The 20,206-nt window shown below is 71.3% G+C and carries 16 protein-coding genes and 1 pseudogene; 15 read left to right on the forward strand and 2 right to left on the reverse strand.

The window, feature by feature from the left end; all coding sequences use genetic code 11:
- Positions 1-59 precede the first annotated feature (59 nt).
- Positions 60-884 carry a Fic family protein gene (locus ACIPSA_RS37370; RefSeq protein ID WP_402643010.1) on the forward strand — a complete coding sequence of 275 codons (825 nt, stop codon included), beginning with the start codon at positions 60-62 and terminating at the stop codon, positions 882-884.
- A gap of 372 nt (positions 885-1,256) precedes the next feature.
- On the opposite strand, the gene ACIPSA_RS37375 is transcribed toward ACIPSA_RS37370, so the two are convergent.
- Positions 1,257-2,090, reverse strand: coding sequence for an HAD family hydrolase (locus ACIPSA_RS37375; RefSeq protein ID WP_402643013.1), 834 nt, complete (start codon positions 2,088-2,090; stop codon positions 1,257-1,259).
- A 583-nt stretch (positions 2,091-2,673) separates the two neighbouring features.
- Between ACIPSA_RS37375 and ssd the strand changes: the two genes are divergently transcribed.
- From ssd to ACIPSA_RS37410, 7 genes and pseudogenes are all read left to right on the forward strand, one after another.
- Entirely contained in the window at positions 2,674-3,777 is a 1,104-nt protein-coding gene (gene ssd / locus ACIPSA_RS37380; protein WP_402643015.1) for a septum site-determining protein Ssd, read from the forward strand.
- A complete protein-coding gene (locus tag ACIPSA_RS37385; RefSeq protein WP_402643018.1) occupies positions 3,774-5,042 on the forward strand; it encodes a TadA family conjugal transfer-associated ATPase in 1,269 nt (422 codons plus the stop codon). Before ssd ends, ACIPSA_RS37385 begins: the two co-directional genes overlap by 4 nt.
- Positions 5,008-5,895, forward strand: coding sequence for a type II secretion system F family protein (locus ACIPSA_RS37390; protein WP_402643020.1), 888 nt, complete (start codon positions 5,008-5,010; stop codon positions 5,893-5,895). Before ACIPSA_RS37385 ends, ACIPSA_RS37390 begins: the two co-directional genes overlap by 35 nt.
- Positions 5,892-6,677: a type II secretion system F family protein gene (locus tag ACIPSA_RS37395; protein ID WP_402643023.1), complete on the forward strand. Its 786-nt coding sequence runs from the start codon at positions 5,892-5,894 to the stop codon at positions 6,675-6,677. Before ACIPSA_RS37390 ends, ACIPSA_RS37395 begins: the two co-directional genes overlap by 4 nt.
- A 55-nt stretch (positions 6,678-6,732) precedes the next feature.
- Positions 6,733-6,951, forward strand: a complete 219-nt coding sequence (locus ACIPSA_RS37400; RefSeq protein WP_402643025.1) for a DUF4244 domain-containing protein — start codon at positions 6,733-6,735, stop codon at positions 6,949-6,951.
- A gap of 28 nt (positions 6,952-6,979) precedes the next feature.
- Complete coding sequence (locus ACIPSA_RS37405) at positions 6,980-7,363, forward strand: TadE family type IV pilus minor pilin (RefSeq protein WP_402643028.1); 384 nt, start codon at positions 6,980-6,982, stop codon at positions 7,361-7,363.
- Positions 7,360-7,797, forward strand: a pseudogene (locus tag ACIPSA_RS37410) (Rv3654c family TadE-like protein); the annotation flags it as partial. The gene ACIPSA_RS37405 and the pseudogene ACIPSA_RS37410, both read left to right, overlap by 4 nt.
- Here the strand turns inward: ACIPSA_RS37410 and ACIPSA_RS37415 are convergent.
- Positions 7,718-10,261, reverse strand: coding sequence for a DEAD/DEAH box helicase (locus ACIPSA_RS37415; protein WP_402643030.1), 2,544 nt, complete (start codon positions 10,259-10,261; stop codon positions 7,718-7,720). The pseudogene ACIPSA_RS37410 and the gene ACIPSA_RS37415 sit on opposite strands and share 80 nt — an antisense overlap.
- Before the next feature lie 81 nt (positions 10,262-10,342).
- Between ACIPSA_RS37415 and bldG the strand changes: the two genes are divergently transcribed.
- The 7 genes from bldG (at position 10,343) to topA (ending at position 20,170) form a co-directional block, all read left to right on the forward strand.
- Entirely contained in the window at positions 10,343-10,684 is a 342-nt protein-coding gene (gene bldG / locus ACIPSA_RS37420) for an anti-sigma factor antagonist BldG (RefSeq protein ID WP_010986038.1), read from the forward strand.
- A 161-nt stretch (positions 10,685-10,845) separates the two neighbouring features.
- A complete protein-coding gene (locus ACIPSA_RS37425; RefSeq protein WP_402643032.1) occupies positions 10,846-11,283 on the forward strand; it encodes an ATP-binding protein in 438 nt (145 codons plus the stop codon).
- 342 nt (positions 11,284-11,625) lie between these two features.
- Positions 11,626-14,034: a sodium-translocating pyrophosphatase gene (locus tag ACIPSA_RS37430; RefSeq protein WP_402643035.1), complete on the forward strand. Its 2,409-nt coding sequence runs from the start codon at positions 11,626-11,628 to the stop codon at positions 14,032-14,034.
- Between the two features lie 194 nt (positions 14,035-14,228).
- Positions 14,229-14,870, forward strand: coding sequence for a small secreted protein (locus tag ACIPSA_RS37435; protein WP_402643037.1), 642 nt, complete (start codon positions 14,229-14,231; stop codon positions 14,868-14,870).
- Positions 14,871-14,938: 68 nt separating this feature from the next.
- The gene (locus tag ACIPSA_RS37440) at positions 14,939-16,468 is read left to right on the forward strand and encodes a methyltransferase (protein ID WP_402643040.1); all 1,530 of its coding nucleotides are present in this window, start codon (positions 14,939-14,941) and stop codon (positions 16,466-16,468) included.
- A 393-nt stretch (positions 16,469-16,861) separates the two neighbouring features.
- Positions 16,862-17,059 carry a hypothetical protein gene (locus ACIPSA_RS37445; RefSeq protein ID WP_402643042.1) on the forward strand — a complete coding sequence of 66 codons (198 nt, stop codon included), beginning with the start codon at positions 16,862-16,864 and terminating at the stop codon, positions 17,057-17,059.
- A 246-nt stretch (positions 17,060-17,305) separates the two neighbouring features.
- Positions 17,306-20,170 carry a type I DNA topoisomerase gene (gene topA / locus ACIPSA_RS37450; RefSeq protein WP_402643045.1) on the forward strand — a complete coding sequence of 955 codons (2,865 nt, stop codon included), beginning with the start codon at positions 17,306-17,308 and terminating at the stop codon, positions 20,168-20,170.
- The last annotated feature ends 36 nt before the right edge of the window (positions 20,171-20,206 follow it).

Consider the following 20,206-nt stretch of genomic DNA (forward strand, 5'->3'; position numbering starts at 1 on the left):
GGAGTGAAGAAGACCACTCCTTCGTGGGGTGTGGGCGCGGGGTGCGTAGGGTCGTACTCATGAGTACGACAGGCGCGAACGCCGATCCGCTCGCGGCCCTGGGCGCACTGCCCGGTGTGGCCGAGTCCGTGGAGTCCGTGCGCAAGGCCGTGGACCGGGTCTACGGGCACCGGATCATGCGGCGCCGCAGCAACGAGATCACCTCCGAGGCGGCGCTGCGCGGCGCCCGGGGCTCCGCGGCGCTGTCCGGTGCCGACTGGGCCCTGGAGGAGGTGCGGCGCCGCACCGACTTCAGTGGCGACGACGAGGCGCGCGTCATGGGCGCGGCCCTGCGGCTGACCGCCGAGGCGGGCCAGCTCCTGTCCATCTGGCGGCAGTCGCCTCTCCGGGTGCTGGCCCGGTTGCACCTGGTGGCCGCCGCGAGCGACGGGGACGAGGTCGGCCGGCCCCGCCGGAACGGTGAGTCTGTCGACGAGCCGCTGGTCGAGTCGGCGCTGCCGGACGCCGACGAGGTGTCCGGCCGGCTGGAGGGCCTCTCGCAGCTGATCATCGAGGGGACGTCCGCGCCCGCGCTGGTGACGGCGGCGGTCGTGCACGGCGAACTGCTCGCTCTGCGTCCCTTCGCCTCCCACAACGGCCTGGTGGCGCGCGCGGCCGAGCGGATCGTCCTGATCGGCAGCGGTCTCGACCCGAAGTCGGTCTGCCCGGCCGAGGTGGGGCATGCGGAGCAGGGCCGCGCGGCGTATCTGGCGGCCCTGGACGGCTATGTCTCCGGCACCCCGGAGGGCATGGCGGCCTGGATCGCGCACTGCGGCCGGGCGGTCGAGCTGGGTGCGCGCGAGTCGACGGCGGTGTGCGAGGCGCTGCAGCGCGGAGCCGCGTAGGAACGTCTGGAAAAAGGTTGCGGCGGTACGATTTCTCGTACCGCCGCTGGCATGCTCGCCCGGGTTACCAAGCGTCCTCGATATGTTGCCCATCAGGTCGGGGACTTTGCCCATCACCTGGTGTGGCTGGCCCGTAATCGACGGGTCGACGTCGCGTGGGTGCCCGGTGTTCATGCTTCGGTCCGTGGGGCCAAATGCGGTTTGAAGGTGATCCTTTCGGATGTCCTTGGTCTCGCGGGCCGTTGAATCCTTTGTACTGCAAGCCCGGAGCAAGCGGAACCCCTGACTGCAGTTCTTTACTTTTAGGTCCAAAAATGGACTAAATGGGCGCCGATATGCCGAACGAAATAGCGGTGGCGGCGAAAGTCCAGGTCAGGCGACCGAGCTCCGGCGTCGGCTGGCGTACCAGACGAGACCCGCCGTCGCAGCCGCGGCGCCTATGGCCGCCGCGGCGACGAGGGCCGGGCGCGGCGGCACGGAGAGCGCGGGCAGCCGCTGCTTGAGCCGGACCGGGCGGTGGAAGTCCAGAATCGGCCACCCGCGCGAGAGCGCCTCGCGGCGCAGGGCGCGGTCCGGGTTCACGGCGTGCGGATGTCCGACGGTCCCGAGCATCGGCAGGTCGGTCGCCGAGTCGCTGTAGGCGTAGCAGCGGTCGAGGTCGTATCCCTCGGACTCGGCCAGTTCCTTGATCGCCTCGGCCTTCGTCGGGCCGTACGCGTAGTACTCCACCTCTCCGGTGAAGCAGCCGTCGTCACCCACGACCATGCGGGTGGCCACCACCCGGTCGGCGCCCAGCAGCTCACCGATCGGCTCGACGACCTCGGCGCCCGAGGTGGACACGATCACGACGTCGCGTCCGGCCGTGTGGTGCTCCTCGATGAGGGAGGCGGCCTCGTCGTAGATGATCGGGTCGATCAGATCGTGCAGGGTCTCGGCGACGATTTCCTTCACCTGCTGGACGTTCCAGCCGCGGCACAGCGCGGACAGGTACTCGCGTGTGCGCTCCATCTGGTCGTGGTCCATGCCACCGACCATGAAGACGAACTGGGCATAGGCGGTACGCAAGGCGGCCCTGCGGTTGATCAGTCCGCCTTGGTAGAACGACTTGCTGAACGTGAGCGTGCTCGACTTCGCAATGACCGTCTTGTCCAGGTCAAAGAAGGCCGCTGTGCGGGGCAAGGAGTGGTTTTCCACGACCCAGAGCATAGGCGCCCACCATTCGGCGTAAGGTGGGGCGCGTGGGTTTGCCTGAGAGGGCTCTCGGGTACACCATGGAAGTCACGGATCGTTCGCGACCGTGCTAACCCGGCCCGACTCCTCCCCCCCCGAGTCGGCCGTGGGGACGACCCCCGCTCTCCCCCCCGGCGGGGGTCGTCGCATGTCCGGGTGGGTTTTTCCCTTTCTTCAGGCGGTCGCGAGGCCGCGGCAGGGCGGTTGCGACCGCCTCTTCGGTACGCGCATGATCCGTCACTGTCTGTAGTTGCGGGGCTGCGCTGCGAACGTCGCACAGGGATCGCGCGCCGGTCACCGGTATGGGTGATGGCGATATTCACAACCGCTGAGTCGTCCACAGTTTTCGATCAAGATCCACACGATTTCCGGGATCGCTGCACCGTGATTCCAGCGCGCTCCGCTCGTGGCGAGTTCATGGCCGGTTCCGTTTGTCGGCGCGCCTATGGCCGGTTCGTATCGGCCGTTCATATGGAGGCCGGATGCCGGTTCTTCACACGTTTGGGAATCGCGTGGCCGCAGAGAGCCGCGCGGGAGATGCAGCGAAGGGGGAGCACACGTGGCCGGAACTGTCACCCACGATCCGCCGCCCGCCACTGGAGGGCGGCCGGGACGGCCGCTGATCGTCACCGAGGACGCCGAGCTCCTCGACGATCTGCTGCGCCTGTGCGCGGCGGCGGGCGCGACACCCGAGGTCCACCACGGGGTACCGGAGCGCAGAGGCCGCTGGGAGGCGGCGCCGCTGGTCCTGGTCGGCGACGACGCGGCCCGGCGCGTACGCGGGGCCGCGCGCCGACGAGGAGTCGTCCTGGTCGGCCGCGACCAGGACGACCCCGGGGTCTGGAAACGGGCCGTCCAGATCGGCGCCGACCACGTCCTGATGCTGCCCGACGGCGAGCAGTGGCTGGTCGACCGCATCGCCGACGTCGCCGAGGGCGTCGGCCGCCCGGCGCTCACCGTGGGCGTCATCGGGGGCCGTGGCGGGGCCGGCGCCTCCACGCTCGCCTGCGCGCTCGCCGTCACCTCCGCGCGCGAGGGACTGCGCACCCTGCTCGTGGACGCGGATCCACTGGGCGGCGGACTCGACGTACTCCTCGGCGGCGAGACGGCCGAAGGGCTGCGCTGGCCCGCCTTCGCCGCCTCACGCGGCCGGGTCGGCGGCGGCGCCCTGGAGGAGGCGCTGCCCCGGCTCCACTCGCTCCGGGTGCTCAGCTGGGACCGCGGCGACTGCGTCGCCATCCCGTCCCCGGCGGTACGCGCGGTCCTCGCGGCCGCCCGGCGGCGCGGCGGCACGGTCGTCGTCGATCTGCCCAGGCGCCTGGACGACGGGGTCGCCGAGGCCCTCGCCCAGCTCGACCTCGCGCTCCTCGTGGTCCCCGCCGAACTGCGCGCCGTCGCGGCGGCCGGACGGGTGGCGTCCGCCGTCGGCATGGTCCTGCGCGACCTACGGGTGGCGGTACGGGGGCCGTACGCACCCGGTCTGGACGACCGCGAGGTGGCGAGGCTGCTCGGGCTGCCCCTGGCCGGAGAGGTGCCCGTGGAATCGGGTCTGCTGCGCCCGTACGAGAGCGGCAAACCGCCCGGCGCCACCGGCCGCGGGCCGTTGGCCCGGTTCTGCAAGGGCTTCTGGGAGCGGACGCTGGTGGAAGCGGGTGGCGTATGAGGACGGCCCCCGGACTCGACGCGGCGGACGGCCCGGAACTCCTCGACGGCGTGCGCCGGTGGCTGGCCGAGAGCGGAGCCGAACCGACACCCGCGCGCGTGGCACAGGCGCTGCGTGAACAGGGGCGCGTGCTCGGCGACGCCGAAGTCCTGGCTGCGGCTGCCCGCTTGCGGTCCGAACTGGTCGGCAGCGGGCCACTGGAAGCGCTGCTCGCCGACCCGTCGGTCACCGACGTCCTGGTTTCGGCCCCGGACCGGGTGTGGGTCGACAGGAGCGGCGGTCTCGAACTGACCTCCGTGACCTTCTCCGACGCGGCGGCGGTACGACGCCTCGCGCAGCGCCTGGCCGCCGTGGCCGGACGCCGGCTGGACGACGCGCGGCCCTGGGCCGACGCCCGGCTGCCCGACGGGACGCGGCTGCACGCGGTGCTGCCCCCGGTGGCCGTCGGCTGCACCTGCCTGTCCCTGCGGGTCGTACGGCCGCGGGCGTTCACGCTCGACGAACTGGTCACGGCGGGCACGGTGCCGCCCGGCGGGGACCGCATCCTGCGCGCGCTGCTGCGGGCGCGGCTGTCCTTCCTCATCAGCGGTGGCACCGGCAGCGGCAAGACAACCCTGCTGAGCGCGCTGCTCGGGCTGGTCGGACCGGGCGAACGGATCGTGCTCGCCGAGGACTCCGCGGAGCTGCGGCCCGATCATCCGCACGTCGTACGGCTGGAGACCAGACCCGCCAACCAGGAGGGCGCGGGCCTGGTCACCCTCGAGGACCTGGTGCGGCAGGCACTGCGGATGCGGCCCGACCGGCTGGTCGTGGGCGAGGTACGCGGCCCCGAGGTCGTCCATCTGCTGGCCGCGCTCAACACCGGCCACGAGGGCGGGTGCGGCACCGTGCACGCCAACGCCGCCGCGGACGTACCGGCCCGCCTGGAGGCGCTGGGGACGGCCGCCGGGCTCGACCGGGCCGCCCTGCACAGTCAGCTGGCGGCGGCGCTGTCGGTGGTGCTGCACCTCGTACGGGACCGGACCGGGCGGCGGCGGATCGCCGAGGTGCATGTGCTGGAACGGGGCCCTACGGGGCTGGTGCGGACGGTGCCGGCGTTGCGCTGGGGCACCGGGGCGTTCGAGCGGGAGCGGGGCTGGGAGCGGCTGCGGGGGCTGCTCCGTGGCGAGGCCGCCAGTGATGTCGGCGGCAGCGTCGGCGTCGGTGGCTGGGCCGACGGTGAGGAGAGCGATGGAGGTGACGAAAGTGACGGATGCGATGGGTGAGTTGTCGATGAGTGCCGCCGCGGTGTGCGTCGGGGCGGCCGTCTGGCTCATGGGCGGCCGACAGTGGGGCGCGCGGCGGGCGCGACTGCTGCTGGCCGGTGGCGGTGTGGTGGGGACCGGACCTCCCTCGTGGGAGCGGGCCGCCGGTGAACTGCTGCGGCTGCGGGGACGGTTGCGGAGCGAATGGTGGTCGCTGGCCGCGGGGCTGGTGCTGGGGCTGCTGGGCGCGTCGGTGATCCCGGTCGTCGCGGGGGCGGCCGGAGTCCCTGTGCTGCGGCGGGTCCGGTCGACCAGGGAGGCGCGGCGGGCGCGGGAGCGGCGCGGGGACGCGGTCATCGCCTTGTGCGGGTCGCTCGCCGGGGAGGTGCGCGCCGGACGCCAGCCGGGAGAGGCGCTGTTGCGGGCCGTGCGGGACTCCGGCGGGTTCGCGGAAGCCCAGGCGGCGGTGCTCGCGGCAGCCCGGTTCGGCGGGGACGTACCGGGTGCGCTCGCCGCGGCGGCCCGGCAACCGGGTGCCGAGGGGCTGCTGGGGATCGCGGCGTGCTGGCGGGTGGCCGTGGACCAGGGCGCAGGCCTGGCGGCCGGCCTCGACCGGCTGGACGGGGCACTGCGTGCCGAACGGGACCAACGTGCCGACCTGCGCGCCCAGTTGGCGGGTGCCCGGGCGACAGCGGTGATGCTCGCGGCACTGCCCGCCCTGGGGCTCCTCCTCGGTACGGCCATGGGAGCCGACCCGCTGCACGTGCTGCTGCACACCGGGGCGGGACTGGGCTGCCTGGTGGTCGGCGGACTGTTCGAGGCCGCCGGGATGTGGTGGGCGGCGCGGATCGTGCGGGGAGCGGAGGCGGCATGAGCGCGGAGGTTGTCCACAGGCTGTGGGTGGCCGCCGGGGTCGCGCTCCTCCTCGGCTGGCCGGCCCGGCGGCTGGCGGTGGCGCGGCGCGGACGCCGGATGCGGAGACGGCTGGCCGAACTGCTGCCCCTGGAGACGGCGGACACCGGCTCGCCCTTCGAGGTGAGGGGTGCCGTACGGCGCTGGCTGCCCCTGGCCGGAGTGGTGGGTGCCGGGTGGGTGCTGGTCGGTGGGGTCGCCGGGGTCGTGGTGGGGCTGGGAGCGGCTGTGGGGCTGTGGCGGTGGCGGCGACGGCAGAGGGACGCCGGCCGGGCGGAGGAGTTCGATGCCGCCCACGCGGCACGCCAACTCCCGCTCGCCGCCGACCTCCTGGCGGCCTGCATCGCGGCCGGCGCCGGTCCGGTGATCGCCGCCCAGGCCGTCGGGGATGCCCTCGCGGGGCCCGTCGGGGAAGGACTGGCGCGGGGCGCGGCGGAGGTGCGGCTCGGCGGCGAACCGGCGGACGCCTGGCGCCGGTTGGCCATGCTGCCGGGCGCCGCCTCACTAGCCCGGCTCCTGGAACGTGCCGACGAGTCGGGGCTTCCCGCGGCCGGCCCCGTGGCACGGCTCGCCGCGGACGCCCGCGCGGAGTGGGCGCGCACCGCGACCGCACGGGCCCGGCGGGCGGCCGTCATGGTCACCGCACCGGTCGGGCTGTGCTTCCTGCCCGCCTTCATCGCTGTCGGCGTACTGCCCGTGGTGATCGGGCTGGCGAGCGGGGCGGTGGGAGGAGGTGGTGGATGACCGGCCGAAAGGTGAACGCACGTGGTCAACCGAGTTGCAATTCAAAGGAGTTCAGATGAGCGAGAAGGTCGAGAAGGGCAAGACGGCCGAGAAGGTACGGGCGTGGTGGCAGGTACGGCGGTGCCGGGATGCGGGCATGGTCACGTCCGAGTACGCGATGGGGATCATCGCGGCAGTCGGGTTCGCACTGCTCCTCTACGAGGTCGTGACGAGCGGGCAGGTCAGGGCGGAGCTGCAGGCCATCGTGAAACGAGCCCTCAGTGCGCGGATGTGAGGGAGCGGAGAGCCGGGACGCGGGGTTCGTGACCGCGGAGGCCGCCGTGGTGCTGCCCGTGCTGGTTGCGTTCACGATGGCACTGGTCTGGGGGCTGTTCGTGGTGGCGGCGCAGATCCAGTGCGTGGACGCGGCACGCACGGGCGCCCGCGCGGCGGCCCGCCAGGATCCGGCCGAGGCGGTCGTGGCGGTCACCCGAGAGGCGGCACCCGACGGAGCGAAAGTCACGCTCGCTCGCGAGGGGGACCAGGTCCGCGTGACGGTCGTGGCCGAGCCGCCGCTGCTGTCCGGCCTGCCCTTCGAGGTACGGGAGGAGGCTGTGGCGTCGGCGGAGGAGACGGTGGGCGCAGGGCCGACGAGCGGCGCGGCGGGAGCGGCGTCCGGGGCGTCCGGGGCGGAGGCCGGGCCATGAGCCGCGGTTTCTGGAAGCGGATCTCGTGCCGCTTCTCAGACCGCTTTTCGGGCCGCTTCTCGGATCGCGGGTCCGCCACCGTCTGGAGTGTCGGTGCGATCGCCGTCCTGTGTGTGGTGTTCGGTGTGGTGCTCGCCCTGGGGCAGGCCGTGGTGGCCCGGCACCGCGCGGCGGGCGGCGCGGATCTCGCGGCGCTCGCGGCGGCGGACCACTGGGCCGAGGGCACCACGGCGGCCTGCGCTCGTGCTGAGCGGGTGGCGACGGCGCAGGGCACGAGGCTGGTGCGCTGCGCCGTCGTGGGCGACACGTCGGACGTGACGGCGTCCTCGGGGCGGGAGCCGTTCACGGCGGAGGTCAGAGCGCGGGCGGGACGCGCGGGACCGGCCCCGCGGGACCCTCTGCCGCCGGCTTCTCCGGGGAGCTCTCCACCGGGTCCTCCCCGGCTCCCGCCTCCGGCGCCCCCCGCAGCAGCACCGTGAGCAGCCGCACGGCCCCCCGCTTGTGCAGCGGATCGTTCCCGTTGCCGCACTTGGGGGACTGGATGCAGGACGGGCAGCCGGCGTCGCACTCACAGGAGGCGATGGCCTCGCGGGTGGCGGTGAGCCAGTCGCGGGCGGTGTGGAAGGCACGCTCGGCGAAGCCCGCGCCGCCGGGGTGGCCGTCGTACACGAAGACCGTCGGCAGGAGGGTGTCGGGGTGCAGCGGGACCGAGACGCCGCCGATGTCCCAGCGGTCGCAGGTGGCGAAGAGGGGCAGCATGCCGATCGACGCGTGCTCGGCGGCGTGCAGGGAGCCCCCGAGGATCTCCGGGCTGATCCGGGCCTCGTCCAGCTGGTCCTCGGTGACCGTCCACCACACGGCGCGGGTGCGCAGGGTGCGGGGCGGGAGGTCGAGTTTCGTCTCGCCCAGCACCTCGCCCGTGATGAGACGCCGACGCAGGAAGGAGACGACCTGGTTCGTGACCTCCACGGAGCCGTAGCACAGGCGTCCGGCGCCCCAGGGGACCTCGACGTCCGTCTCCAGGACGGAGATCGACGTCGTGTCGCGGGCCACCGTCGAATACGGCGGGTCCGCCTGTTCGACCAGGGCGACCGAGTCCTCGAGGTCTAGGGAGCGCACCAGGTACGTACGGCCCTGGTGCAGGTGCACCGCACCCTCGTGCACCGTCGAGTGCGCGGCGCCCGCGTCCACCGTGCCCAGCAGGCGTCCCGTCCCTTCCTCGACGACCTGCACCGGCCGCCCGCCTCCGCCGCGGATGTCGGTCAGGTCGGCGGCCCGTTCCCGGCGCGTCCAGTGCCAGGCCTTCGTGCGGCGGCGCAGCAGCTTCGCGGCCTCCAGCTGCGGCAGCAGCTCCGCGCAGGCGGGGCCGAACAGCTTCAGGTCGTCCTCGGTCAGCGGAAGCTCCGCGGCGGCCGCGCACAGGTGCGGGGCCAGGACGTACGGGTTGTCGGGGTCGAGGACGGTGGATTCCACCGGTTGGTCGAACAGAGCCTCGGGATGATGGACGAGGAAGGTGTCCAGCGGGTCGTCGCGGGCGACCAGCACCGCCAGGGCGCCCTGACCGGAGCGGCCCGCCCGGCCCGCCTGCTGCCACAGGGACGCGCGCGTGCCGGGGTAGCCGGCGATCAGCACGGCGTCCAGCCCCGACACGTCCACGCCGAGCTCCAGGGCCGTCGTCGCGGCCAGGCCGAGGAGTTCGCCGGAGTGCAGGGCGCGTTCCAGGGCGCGGCGCTCCTCGGGGAGGTAGCCGCCGCGGTAGGCCGCGACACGCCGGGCCAGGGAGCGGTCGACCTCGGCCAGCCGTTCCTGGGCGATGACGGAGATCAGCTCGGCGCCGCGCCGGGAGCGTACGAAGGCGACCGAGCGCACGCCCTGCACGGTGAGGTCGGTCAGCAGGTCGGCCGTCTCGGCGGTGGCGGTACGGCGCACCGGCGCGCCCTTCTCGCCGTGCAGCTCGGTGAGCGGAGGCTCCCAGAGGGCGAACACCAGTTCCCCGCGTGGGGAGGCGTCGTCGGCGACCTCGACCACCGGGAGGCCGGTGAGGCGGCGGGCGGCCACGGAGGGCTCCGCCGCGGTCGCGGAGGCCAGCAGGAAGACGGGCGAGGCGCCGTAGCGCGCGCACAGCCGGCGCAGGCGGCGCAGCACCTGGGCCACGTGGGAGCCGAAGACGCCTCGGTAGGTGTGGCACTCGTCGATCACGACGTACTTGAGCGTCTTCAGGAAGGAGGACCAGCGTGGGTGCGACGGCAATATGCCGCGGTGCAGCATGTCGGGGTTGGTGAGGACGTAGTTGGCGTACTGGCGGACCCATTCGCGTTCTTCGACCGGCGTGTCGCCGTCGTACACGGCAGGCCGGACCGCGGTGCCCAGCGGTTGTGAAAGTTCCTTCACCGAGCGGCGCTGGTCGGCCGCGAGGGCCTTCGTGGGCGCCAGGTACAGGGCGGTGGCGCCGCGGCCGTTCGGGGCCTCGGAGCCGTCCAGGAGCGTCGACAGGACGGGCACGAGGTACGCCAGGGACTTGCCGGACGCCGTGCCCGTGGCGACGACCACCGAATCGCCGTCCAGGGCGTGCTCGGCGGCGAGCGCCTGGTGGGCCCAGGGGTGCTCGATGCCGCTCTTCTGCACCGCCGCGATCACTTCCGGGCGAATCCGGTCTGGCCAGACGGCATGGCGACCCGCCCGCGGGGGCAAGTGCTCCGTATGAGTGATGCGCGAAGCCCGGCTCGGTCCGGAGGCAAGCCGGTCCAGGACCGTGCCCGGAGCGGGGCGGGGTGCGGTGTCCGTCGGGGTTCGATCGGATCGGTGATTCTTGGCCATCGGCACCGAGTGTGTCACCGGCGTGACGGACAATGGGGCCAAGGCGTCGTGCACGCCTGCCGGTAAGTGATTGAATGCCATCGCGGCTGGCGAACGTCCCGGGGGCCGCAAGCCGAGGTGTCCCGAGGGGCGAGCGCTCGATAGCAAGGTGCTGGAGGATCCGTGGACCTGTCCCTGTCGACCCGTACCGTCGGCGATCGTACGGTCGTCGAGGTCGGTGGCGAAATCGACGTATATACCGCGCCCAAGTTGCGCGAGCAGCTGGTCGAGCTGGTGAACGACGGGAATTTCCACCTCGTCGTCGACATGGAGGGCGTGGACTTCCTCGACTCCACCGGACTCGGCGTGCTGGTCGGCGGGCTGAAGCGAGTGCGTGCCCATGAGGGCTCGCTGCGCCTGGTCTGCAACCAGGAGCGCATTCTCAAGATCTTTCGCATCACCGGCCTCACCAAGGTGTTCCCGATCCACACCTCGGTCGAGGAAGCGGTGGCGGCAACCGACTGACCTGGGCTGCTGCCGACCGATCTCGGGCCGCCGATCGGCCCGGGTCGTCGGCCGTCCTCGCCCTGGGCCGGATCGGCCGGGGCGGAAGAAGTTTCATCAGGGGGTCCGGGCTTTCGGCGGCCCGGCCCCCGACCGCACGCCCGAAGTCGCGAGGGGGATGCATGGCCACCGTTGAACTCCGCTTCAGCGCGCTGCCCGAGCACGTCAGGACCGCCCGACTGGTGGCGGCAGCGGTGGCGCGCAGGGCCGGAGTGGACGAGGCCGTTCTCGACGAGGTGCGGCTCGCTGTCGGTGAGGCCTGTTCCCGTGCCGTCGGGCTGCACCAGAGCGCCGGCATCACGTCACCGGTGAAGGTGGCGCTGATCGAGGAGGAGAAACAGTTCTCCATCGAGGTCGGCGACGAGGCACCCCATGCGGCCCCGGGAGACCGGGCGTCTGGCGGTGCCGCGGACGAGGCGGACGCGGAGGCCGAGGAGGACGAGATGGGCCTCGCGGTCATCAGCGGACTCGTCGACGACGTCGAGGTGAGTGCCGGGGAGCACGGCGGCCTGATCCGCATGACCTGGCCGACCACACCGCCGACCGTCGCGCTCGCCTGAGCCACCGCGTGTCACCCGCCTGAACCACCCCGCGCGACGCGTTTCGACGCACCCCGCATCACTCCCGAGGGCCCTGCTGAGCAGGGCCCTTTGTGTTTTTCCCGTCGACAGTCCGAATTCGTGAAGAAATTCACGATCAATGACCCGATAATTTGATCAAGCGTCAATGTGGCCGTCAATGCCTTAGAGGCGTTACCACTTTCGGGTTCTGTGGCGTGATGTCGATCATTTGCTGAAGAGCATGTGAAGGCTAATTCCGTTTACCGCGCACTGTTTTGATCAGGTTCCGGTACCTACAATCCGTCCACATCTTGAGCTCAGCCCAAGCGTCAAGGAGGACGAATGGCGGGGCTTTCTACCCCTCATCAGTTGAGTCACACCACAACCTTCGCAGCCGCAGTCCTGACCCACGACAACCGCGTCCTGGTGATGGTCATCGCGGCCGTCGCGCTGGCGGCGCTCGTGGTCGCAGGGATCCTGGTGCGCCAGGTGCTCGCGGCAGGCGAGGGCACCGACAGCATGAAGGAGATCGCGGCGGCGGTGCAGGAAGGCGCCAACGCCTATCTGGCCCGGCAGTTGCGCACGCTCGGCGTATTCGCCGTGGTGGTGTTCTTCCTGCTCCTGCTGCTGCCCGCGGACGACTGGAATCAGCGCGCCGGACGGTCGGTGTTCTTCCTGATCGGCGCGGCGTTCTCGGCGGCCACCGGTTATATCGGCATGTGGCTCGCCGTGCGCAGCAATGTGCGCGTCGCCGCGGCGGCCCGGGAGGCCACACCGGCGGAAGGCGAACCGGCAAAGGATCTCACCGCCGTCTCGCACAAAGCCATGAAGATCGCTTTCCGCACGGGCGGCGTCGTCGGCATGTTCACGGTGGGGCTCGGCCTGCTGGGCGCCTCCTGTGTGGTGCTGGTGTACGCGGCCGACGCGCCGAAGGTGCTCGAAGGCTTCGGCCTCGGGGCCGCCCTGATCGCCATGTTCATGCGTGTCGGCGGCGGCATCTTCACCAAGGCCGCCGACGTCGGCGCCGACCTGGTCGGCAAGGTCGAGCAGGGCATTCCGGAGGACGATCCGCGCAATGCCGCGACCATCGCCGACAACGTGGGCGACAACGTCGGCGACTGTGCCGGTATGGCGGCGGACCTGTTCGAGTCGTACGCCGTGACCCTGGTCGCAGCGCTCATCCTCGGCAAGGTGGCGTTCGGCGACTCCGGGCTCGCCTTCCCGCTGCTGGTGCCCGCGATCGGCGTGATCACCGCGATGATCGGCATCTTCGCGGTCGCCCCGCGCCGCAGCGACCGCAGCGGCATGACCGCGATCAACCGTGGCTTCTTCATCTCCGCGGTGATCTCGCTCGTGCTCGTGGCGGTGGCGGTCTTCATCTACCTGCCCGGAAAGTACGCGGACCTGCACGGCGTCACCGACGCCGCGATCAGGACCAAGGACGGCGACCCGCGGATCCTCGCGGTGGTCGCGGTGGCCATCGGCATCCTGCTCGCCGCCGTGATCCAGCAACTGACCGGCTACTTCACCGAGACCAACCGCCGTCCGGTGATGGACATCGGCAAGACCTCGCTCACCGGTCCGGCCACCGTCATCCTCGCCGGTATCTCGATCGGTCTCGAATCGGCCGTCTACACCGCCCTGTTGATCGGTCTCAGCGTCTACGGGGCGTTCCTGCTGGGCGGTACGTCCATCATGCTGGCCCTGTTCGCGGTCGCGCTGGCCGGCACCGGTCTGCTCACCACGGTCGGTGTGATCGTCGCCATGGACACCTTCGGTCCGGTCTCCGACAACGCGCAGGGCATCGCAGAGATGTCCGGTGACGTCGTGGGCGCGGGCGCGCAGGTGCTCACCAACCTGGACGCGGTCGGCAACACCACCAAGGCCATCACCAAGGGCATCGCCATCGCCACCGCCGTCCTCGCGGCATCGGCGCTCTTCGGGTCGTACCGTGACGCGATCACCACCAGCGTGCAGGACGTGGGCGCGAAACTGACCGGCCCGGGCGCGCCGATGAGCCTGTCGCTGGACATCTCGCAGCCGAACAACCTGGTCGGCCTGATCGCGGGTGCGGCGGTCGTCTTCCTCTTCTCCGGACTCGCCATCAGCGCGGTGTCGCGGTCGGCGGGTTCCGTGGTGTACGAGGTCCGGCGGCAGTTCCGTGAGAAGCCCGGGATCATGGACTTCACGGAGAAGCCGGAGTACGGCAAGGTCGTCGACATCTGCACCAAGGACGCCCTCAGGGAGCTGGCCACGCCCGGCCTCCTGGCCGTCATGGCGCCGATCTTCATCGGGTTCACGCTCGGCGTCGGCGCCCTCGGCTCGTATCTCGCGGGCGCGATCGGCGCGGGCACGCTGATGGCGGTGTTCCTGGCCAACTCCGGTGGCGCCTGGGACAACGCCAAGAAGCTGGTCGAGGACGGACACCACGGCGGCAAGGGCAGCGACGCCCACGCGGCCACGGTGATCGGTGACACGGTCGGCGACCCCTTCAAGGACACCGCCGGTCCCGCGATCAACCCGCTGCTGAAGGTGATGAACCTGGTGTCGCTGCTCATCGCGCCGGCGGTCATCAAGTTCTCCTACGGCGAGGACAAGAACCTCGGCGCACGGATCGCCATCGCGGTCCTCGCGCTGCTGGTCATCGTCGGCGCCGTGTACGTCTCCAAGCGGCGTGGCATCGCCGTGGGCGACGAGGACAACAACGCCGAACGGGTGACCAAGTCGGCCGATCCCGCGGTGGTTTCGTAGACCGTCTTACGGCGGTTCGCTCAACGGGCGGGCGGGTGGCGCGCATTGACGTGCCGCCCGCCCGTTCGTCTGTGTGCGCGCCCCCATCGTGAGCCTTCTCTCGCTTGGTGCAAATGGTCGTAAAATGTGCTTTAACGTCTGGTCGCCATGCGCCGGTCACCCATCCGGCGTGTAGGGTCCGGGGGCCGAGAGCCATGGAAGGGACCGATCCGGTGAACAAGAAGCTCGCGGCCGCACTGTCCGGCGGTGCGGTGATCGTGGTGGCGCTGACGGGATGCAGCAGTAGCAGCAGCGGCGGCGGCGGAAGCGACAGCAACGACAAGCTGGATGCCTGGGCCAAGCAGGTCTGCGACGCGGTCCAGCCGCAGGCCGGGAAGATCGCGGCCGCCAACACCGCGATCCAGAAGGAGACCTCGGACAACAGCACGCCGGCAGACGTCCAGAAGACCGACGCACAGGCCTTCCAGGACATGTCCGACGCCTACAAGGCGATCGCCGCCGCCGTGAACTCGGCCGGGGCGCCGAACGTCGACAACGGCCAGAAGAAGCAGCAGGACGCGGTCAAGGAGCTCAACGGCATCGCCGCGTCGTACGCCTCCCTGAAGACGCAGGTCGACAAGCTCGACACCAAGGACCAGGCGAAGTTCGCCGACGGCCTGAAGGGCATCGCGACCCAGCTCGACAAGCTGAGCACGACCGGGAACGACGCGCTGAAGAACCTGGAGGCGGGTGACGTCGGCCAGGCGATGGCCAAGCAGGAGAGCTGCAAGTCGGCCTCCTCGTCCTCCTCGTCCTCCTCTTCTTCGTCCTCTTCCTCGTCGGCCACGGCGGGCTGACCCGCGGGTGCCGGCGGACGGCGGCGGGGCCGGTTCGGGTACGTGCGATGTCGGTCCGAGCGGACACAATGGGGGACGTGAGTAACGCCACCGTGTCCTCCCTGCCGTCCACCGACCGCCCCGACGTCGCCGCCCGGCTCCGTGCCGCCCTGCTCGGCGCCGATTTCACCGCCGACGGGCTGCTCGACCTGCTCGGCGCCCCCGCGTACGCGGCGCTGGCCCGCAGCGAGACCGTGCCCGCCCTCCGGGCGACCCGCGGGGACACGCCGCTGGAGACGCTCGTACGGCTGTTCCTGCTCCAGCAGCCCGTGCCGCACGCGCGCGCGGCGGAGGTGCTGCCCACCGAGGAGTGTCTGGAGAGCGGCTGGCTGACCCGCGTGGGCGGCGACGAGGTCGCGGCGACGGTGGACGTGCGGCCGTACGGCGGGCCGGACGGTGAGGACTGGTTCATCGTGTCGGACCTCGGATGCGCGGTGGGCGGCGCGGGCGGCATCGGCAGCCGTGACGAGAGTGTGGTGCTCGGTGTCGGCGGGGCGTCCACGACCCTGGCGGGCATCACCGTCCGTACCCCCGTCGCCTCCGCGCTCGACCTCGGCACCGGCTCCGGGATCCAGGCCCTGCACGCCGCCCAGCACGCCACGCGCGTGACGGCGACCGACCTCAACCCGCGCGCGCTGCACATCACCGCGCTGACGCTCGCCCTGTCCGGCGCCCCGGCGGCCGATCTGCGCGAGGGCTCGCTCTTCGAGCCGCTCAAGGACAGCGAGACGTACGACCTGATCGTGTCGAACCCGCCGTTCGTGATCTCGCCCGGCGCCCGTCTCACCTACCGCGACGGCGGAATGGGCGGGGACGATCTGTGCCGCTCGCTCGTTCAGGGAGCGGGGGACCGCTTGAACGAGGGCGGGTTCGCGCAGTTCCTCGCCAACTGGCAGCACGTGGAAGGGGAGGACTGGCAGGACAGGATCAGGTCGTGGGTGCCCCGCGGGTGCGACGCCTGGGTCGTGCAGCGCGAGGTGCAGGACGTCACGCAGTACGCCGAGCTGTGGCTGAGGGACGCCGGTGACCACCGTGAGGATCCGGCGGAGTACCAGGCGCGGTACGACGCCTGGCTCGACGAGTTCGAGGCGCGCAAGGTCAGGGCGGTGGGCTTCGGCTGGATCACGCTGCGCAGGACCGCGGCCGCCGAGCCCTCGGTCACCGTGGAGGAATGGCCGCACCCGATCGAGCAGCCGCTCGGCGAAACGATCAGGGCGCACTTCGCCCGCCTCGACTACCTCCGCGAGCACGACGACGCGGCGCTGCTCGACGGCCACTTCAGGCTTGTGACCGAGGTCGTCCAGGAGCAGGTCGGGCTGCCCGGTGCCGAGGACCCGGAGCATGTGGTGCTGCGCCAGAACCGCGGTATGCGCCGCGCCACCAGGGTGGACACGGTCGGCGCCGGTTTCGCGGGTGTCTGTGACGGCACGCTGAGCGCGGGCCGGATCCTCGACGCCATCGCCCAGCTGATGGGCGAGGACTCCGTGGTGCTGCGCGACCGCACGCCCGCGCAGATCCGGCTGCTGGTGGAGCAGGGCTTCCTCGAACCGGCCGGCTGATCCCGGGCGGGCGGCCGGTTCCGGGCACGCGGCCGGTTTCAGGCGGGCGGCTACGCCGTCGGGTCGACCTGGGCGCGGGGCACCTGGCGTACCGCCGCCCGTCACGCACGGCGGCCGGGAGACACGCGCTCAGCGCTCGTGCCGTACGGCACACCGGCCGGGTGACCGGTGTCGCGGTGGCCCCGGCGGGCGGGCGGCGAAACGCCGGACCGATCATCGACAAGAAAACGGCCGGAAAAATATCTGTTCCCGACTCCGGCCGGGGATGTGCCGAATGTGTGTGCGAAAAGCTGTCGGTTCGGCGTTCACCTCGGGTTCGCCTGTCCGCCGCCCTCGCGTGGCAGTCTCCCGACGCTGGGCACACATGGGCGACAGAAGGTGAGCGGGGGAGTCATGGAGAGCGGACCGGCGATCTTCGCTGGTGTGGTGTTCGCCCTGTTCGGAGGCGCCCTGCTGGTGTGGACCGGCATCCGGATCCGGCACCGTGAACCCGTCGCCCACGGTGTGAACCAGGTCGCATCGGCCACCCTCGCGGGCCTCGCCGCGGTGGTCGCGCTGGGCCTCGGGACGTACTGCCTCACCCGCCTGTGAGGGCGGCTCACGTGCTGTCGTACGCGTAATTGGAGCGTCACCCTCCGGACAGGGCCGCAAAGTCCGACGGAGACTCCGGGCGGCAGGAATGGCGGTAGTCGGGTTACCGTTCGAGTGGCCGTTGTGGGCTTTTCCCGTTTGACACGGGGGCGGGATGTACCGTCACACTCCGCAGCGTCACCACGACACGAACCCCGGGACACAGGCCCGGGGAGGCCCCAGCGTCGACCGGAGAGAAGAGCGAAGTTGTCCCCGACCAGCGAGACCGCACAGGGCGGCCGCCGACTCGTCATCGTCGAGTCGCCTGCCAAGGCGAAGACGATCAAGGGCTACCTGGGCCCCGGCTACGTAGTCGAAGCGAGCGTCGGGCACATCCGCGACCTTCCCAGCGGCGCCGCGGAGGTGCCGGAGAAGTACACCGGCGAGGTCCGCCGCCTCGGCGTGGACGTCGAACACGACTTCGAGCCGATCTATGTCGTCAACGCCGACAAGAAGGCCCAGGTCAAGAAGCTCAAGGACCTGCTGAAGGACTCCGACGAGCTCTTCCTCGCCACCGATGAGGACCGCGAGGGCGAGGCCATCGCGTGGCACCTCCTGGAGGTCCTCAAGCCCAAGGTCCCGGTCAAGCGGATGGTCTTCCACGAGATCACCAAGGACGCGATCCGCGAGGCCGTCGCCAACCCGCGCGACCTCAACCAGCGCATGGTCGACGCCCAGGAGACCCGCCGCATCCTCGACCGCCTCTACGGCTACGAGGTCTCGCCGGTCCTGTGGAAGAAGGTCATGCCGCGCCTGTCGGCAGGTCGTGTCCAGTCGGTCGCGACCCGTCTCGTGGTGGAGCGGGAGCGCGAGCGCATCGCGTTCCGTTCCGCCGAGTACTGGGACCTGACGGGCACCTTCGGGACCGGCCGCGCCGGCGACCCCAGCGACCCGTCGTCCCTGGTCGCCCGGCTCCAGTCCGTCGACGGCAAGCGGGTCGCCCAGGGCCGCGACTTCGATTCGCTCGGGCAGCTCAAGTCCGCGAACACCCTCCACCTCGACGAGGCGAACGCCCGCGCCCTCGCCGCCGCCCTGGAGAACACCCGGTTCTCGGTGCGGTCCGTCGAGTCGAAGCCGTACCGCCGCTCGCCGTACGCCCCGTTCCGTACGACGACGCTGCAGCAGGAGGCCAGCCGCAAGCTCGGCTTCGGCGCGAAGGCCACGATGCAGGTCGCGCAGAAGCTGTACGAGAACGGCTACATCACGTACATGCGTACGGACTCCACGACGCTGAGCGACACCGCCATCACGGCCGCTCGCGCCCAGGTCACGCAGCTGTACGGCGCCGACTACCTGCCGCCGCAGCCGCGTACGTACGCCGGGAAGGTCAAGAACGCGCAGGAGGCGCACGAGGCGATCCGTCCTTCGGGTGATCGTTTCCGCACGCCCGCGGAGACCGGTCTGACCGGCGACCAGTTCAAGCTCTACGAGCTGATCTGGAAGCGGACCGTCGCCTCGCAGATGAAGGACGCGACCGGCAACAGCGTGACCGTCAAGATCGCCGGCACCGCCGCCGACGGCCGGGACGTCGAGTTCAGCGCGTCCGGCAAGACGATCACCTTCCACGGCTTCCTGAAGGCCTACGTCGAGGGCGCCGACGACCCGAACGCCGAGCTCGACGACCGCGAGCGCCGGCTGCCCCAGGTCAACGAGGGCGACGCGCTCACGGCCGAGGAGATCACGGTCGACGGGCACGCCACCAAGCCCCCGGCCCGCTACACCGAGGCCAGCCTGGTCAAGGAGCTCGAAGAGCGCGAGATCGGCCGCCCGTCGACGTACGCGTCGATCATCGGCACGATCCTCGACCGCGGCTATGTGTTCAAGAAGGGCACGGCCCTGGTGCCGTCCTTCCTGTCCTTCGCCGTCGTCAACCTCCTGGAGAAGCACTTCGGGCGGCTCGTCGACTACGACTTCACGGCCAAGATGGAGGACGACCTCGACCGCATCGCCCGCGGCGAGGCCCAGGCGGTGCCGTGGCTGAAGCGCTTCTACTTCGGAGAAGGCACCGTCACGGGTGCGGCCGAGGCGGGCAACGGCGACGGAGACCACCTCGGCGGCCTCAAGGAGCTGGTGACCGACCTGGGCGCGATCGACGCGCGCGAGGTGTCGTCGTTCCCCGTGGGCAACGACATCGTGCTGCGGGTGGGCCGTTACGGCCCCTACATCGAGCGTGGCGAGAAGGACACCGAGCAGCACCAGCGCGCGGACATCCCCGACGACCTCGCGCCGGACGAGCTGTCCGTCGAGCTCGCGGAGGAGCTGCTCGCCAAGCCGAGCGGCGACTTCGAGCTGGGTGCGGATCCGGAGACCGGCCACCAGATCGTCGCCAAGGACGGCCGCTACGGCCCCTACGTCACGGAGGTGCTCCCCGAGGGCACCCCGAAGACCGGCAAGAACGCCGTCAAGCCGCGCACGGCCTCGCTGTTCAAGTCGATGTCGCCGGACACGGTGACTCTGGAAGACGCGCTCAGGCTGATGTCGCTCCCGCGCGTCGTCGGCACCGACGCGGACGGCGTGGAGATCACCGCGCAGAACGGCCGCTACGGCCCGTACCTGAAGAAGGGCACGGACTCGCGCTCGCTGACGGCCGAGGACCAGATCTTCACGATCACGCTGGAGGAGGCGCAGGCGATCTACGCCCAGCCGAAGCAGCGTGGCCGCGCGGCCGCCAAGCCGCCGCTGAAGGAGCTGGGCGAGGACCCGGTCAGCGGAAAGCCGGTCGTGGTCAAGGACGGCCGCTTCGGGCCGTACGTCACCGACGGCGAGACCAACGCGACCCTGCGCTCCGGAGACAGCGTCGAGGAGATCACCCCGGAGCGCGGTTTCGAGCTGCTCGCCGAGAAGCGCGCGAAGGCCCCCGCCAAGAAGACGGCGAAGAAGGCGCCCGCGAAGAAGGCTCCGGCCAAGAAGGCGACCGCCACGAAGACCGCCGCCGCGAAGAAGACGACCGCCGCCAAGAAGACGACGGCCAAGAAGACCGTCGCCAAGAAGGCGACGACCGCCGCGAAGGCGACGGCCTCTAAGACGGCGGCTTCGAAGGCGGCGGCTTCGAAGGCGGCGTCGGAGGGCTGAGACCGCGGATCTTCACATCTGGTTCGCGAAACGAAC

Origin of the sequence: Streptomyces sp. NPDC086549, assembly GCF_044746205.1 — a bacterium.
In the GTDB taxonomy this organism is placed as follows: Bacteria; Actinomycetota; Actinomycetes; order Streptomycetales; family Streptomycetaceae; genus Streptomyces.